Annotated in this window: 4 protein-coding genes; 3 read left to right on the plus strand and 1 reads right to left on the minus strand. The window is 64.5% G+C overall.

The features are described from left to right. Positions 1-478, plus strand: a 478-nt coding sequence (locus tag EOA79_RS31200; RefSeq protein ID WP_164894038.1) for a cytochrome ubiquinol oxidase subunit I, incomplete at its 5' end; no start/stop codon positions are given. 145 nt (positions 479-623) lie between these two features. After that, the gene (locus tag EOA79_RS31205) at positions 624-1,628 is read left to right on the plus strand and encodes a cytochrome d ubiquinol oxidase subunit II (protein ID WP_095825058.1); all 1,005 of its coding nucleotides are present in this window, start codon (positions 624-626) and stop codon (positions 1,626-1,628) included. Between the two features lie 194 nt (positions 1,629-1,822). On the opposite strand, the gene msrA is transcribed toward EOA79_RS31205, so the two are convergent. Continuing rightward, positions 1,823-2,551 (minus strand): peptide-methionine (S)-S-oxide reductase MsrA, encoded by a 729-nt coding sequence (msrA, locus tag EOA79_RS31210; protein WP_095825057.1) that lies wholly within the window; start codon positions 2,549-2,551, stop codon positions 1,823-1,825. On the opposite strand from msrA, the gene EOA79_RS33075 reads away from it, so the two are divergent. Next, positions 2,550-2,776: hypothetical protein (locus tag EOA79_RS33075; RefSeq protein ID WP_164894039.1), on the plus strand; the 227-nt coding region annotated here is incomplete at its 3' end. The genes msrA and EOA79_RS33075 overlap by 2 nt on opposite strands.

Genomic DNA, 2,776 nt, shown 5'->3' on the forward strand with positions numbered 1-2,776 from the left:
CACAGGCGGCGTCGTGCCCGGCCTCAACGACTATCCGGGCAACCACCCGCCGGTCTTCCCGGTGTTCTGGGGTTTCCGCGTCATGGTCGGCACCGGCATCCTGATGCTCATCGTCTCCTGGTCGGCGGCCTTCTTCCTCAAGCGTCGCCGCAACCTGCCTAAGCCGCTGGCCCTGATCATGGTGCCGATGGCGCTGTCCGGCTGGCTGGCGACGCTGGCCGGCTGGTACACGACCGAGATCGGCCGCCAGCCCTGGCTGGTCACCGGGATATTGAAGACGGCGGATGCCGTCGGCCCGGTCGCCGGCAGCCATGTCGCGCTGACCCTGGCCGTCTATCTCATCCTCTATGTGCTGCTCTTGATCGCCTATCTCGGCGTGCTGGTGCATCTCGCGCTGAAGGCGGCCAAGGAAGGCGACACCTCGCCGTTGCCCGGCGTCATGAACGCCGCGATGTCGCAGCCGGCCGCCGGAGAGTGAACATGCAGGAGCAAGACAAGCGGTACGGTCGGTTCGATGCGGGCCTTTCTTCTGAGGTCGGCGCTGTCACTCACCTGACCGCCGGCACGGGTGCTTCAAACAGTATGGCCGTCTGTCGGACCAATCTCGGTTGGAGGAAAGAAAGATGACCTTCGACTGGCCCACCGCGCTTCCGCTGATCTTCGCCGGCCTGATGGGCCTCGCCATCCTGATCTACGTCATTCTCGACGGTTTCGATCTCGGCATCGGCATCCTGTTCGCAGGCGCCGAAGATGCCGAGCAGGACACGATGATCGCGGCGATCGGCCCGTTCTGGGACGCCAACGAGACCTGGCTGGTGCTGGCGGTCGGGCTCTTGCTGGTCGCCTTCCCGATGGCGCACGGCACCATCCTCACCGCGCTCTATATCCCGGTGTTCCTGCTGCTGGTCGGCTTGATCCTGCGCGGCGTTGCCTTCGATTTCCGCGCCAAGGTGCCGGCCGGCAAGAAGCACCGCTGGAACCGGATCTTCTTTTTGGGCTCCACCATGGCCTCGCTGGCGCAGGGCTATATGCTCGGCGTCTATGTGCTCGGCCTCGATGTCGGCTTTGGCGGCATGGCCTTCGGCGCGCTGGTCGCGCTCTGCCTATCGGCGGCCTACGCCGCCATGGGCTCGGCCTGGCTGATCTACAAGACCGAGGGCGATCTGCAACGAAAGGCGGTGCGCTGGCTGCGCGTCACGCTGGTGTTGACGGCGCTCGGCATGGTCGCGGTCTCTTTGGCGACGCCCTTCGCCAGCCCGCGCATCTTCGACAGATGGTTCCTCTGGCCGGAGATCCTCTATCTGTCGCCGCTGCCGATCGTATCGGCGCTCCTGTTCCTGTGGCTGTGGCGGCAGACGTTTCATCTGCCCAAGCCCGACGACCGCCATGCGCTGCGGCCCTTCCTGACCCTGGCCGCCATCTTCGCGCTCGGTTTCGCCGGGCTCGCCTGGTCGTTCTATCCCTATGTCGTGCCCGACAAGCTGACGATCTGGCAGGCCGCCTCGGCGCCGGAGAGCCTGGCCTTCATCCTGGTCGGCACCGTCGTCGTGCTGCCGATCATCATTTTCTATTCGTTCTACGCCTATCGCGTGTTCGGCGGCAAGGCGACGGATCTGACCTACGATTGAGGAGAGGCGTTGGTGACGGCGTCTTTCTCCCCGTCACCATACGGGGAGAAATGCCCGGCAGGGCAATGAGGGGCAGCGCAAACCTGTCAAGCAGAGCGGCGGCCCGTTCCTGCAAATGCCGGCGCCGCCCCTCATCCGCCTGCCGGCACCTTCTCCCCGTATAGTGACGGGGAGAAGGCCTAAGATGGTCATCCTCAGCTCTTGCTACTTGCCAGCACCAGCACCGGCTTCTCGCTGTAGAGCGCGGGAAACAGCGCTTTCAAATTCTCGATCTTCGGCAGGTCGTTGTAGACGATATAGGGGTAGGTCGGGTTCAGCGTCAGGAAATCCTGATGGTAATCCTCGGCCGGATAGAAGGTCTTGCCCGTCTCAAGCGTCGTCACGATCGGCTTCGAAAACACCTTGGCCTTGTCGAGCTGGGCGATGTAGCTCTCGGCGATCTTCTTCTGCTCGTCGTTCTCGGCGAAGATCGTCGAGCGGTACTGCGTGCCCTGGTCCGGCCCCTGGTAGTTGAGCTGCGTCGGGTTGTGCGCGACCGAGAAATAGACCTGCAGCAACTGGCCATAGGTCACCTTCGACGGATCGTAGGTGATCTCGACCGATTCCGCGTGTCCGGTGCGGCCGGTGCCGACGACCTCGTAGACGGCGTGCTCGGCGCTGCCGCCGGCGTAGCCGGAGACGGCCATGCTGACGCCCTTGACGTGCTGGAACACGCCCTGCACGCCCCAGAAGCAGCCGCCGGCGAAGATCGCTTTCTCCGTGCCGCTGGCGGACTTTTCATCCAAAACCGGCGGCGGGATCACCACCGCGTCCTCGGCCGAACGCGCCGGCGTCTGCCAGAAGGCGGCCGCGGCCGCTGTCAGCACCAGCGCTGGAAGCGGGGCCAGCGAGCGCCGCGCCGCCTTTTTGTCGATGCCGTTCATGTCGGATCTCCTTGTTCGTTGTTCCACTATATACGAAGCAAGCCGCCGCTGGTTTCTCACTTTGCCGTGCGGCGGCTTATCGCCGACGGCGATTGTTGCCAAGAGACCGGGGCCGCTGACTTATTGCGCCGGCGCCATCGCGTCGGCAGGCTTCATCGCATCCGTCGCGGGCTTCATCGCATCCGCCGGCTTCATGGCATCCGTGGCGGGTTTCATCGCCTGGGT

The sequence above is a fragment of the Mesorhizobium sp. M1A.F.Ca.IN.020.03.2.1 genome (assembly GCF_004023205.1).
GTDB lineage: Bacteria > Pseudomonadota > Alphaproteobacteria > Rhizobiales > Rhizobiaceae > Mesorhizobium.

Excerpts from the sequence above, each read along its gene's own strand:
- EOA79_RS31205 (WP_095825058.1), top strand. The coding sequence starts at position 624 with ATGACCTTCGACTGGCCCACCGCGCTTCCGCTGATCTTCGCCGGCCTG.
- msrA (WP_095825057.1), bottom strand. The coding sequence starts at position 2,551 with ATGAACGGCATCGACAAAAAGGCGGCGCGGCGCTCGCTGGCCCCGCTT.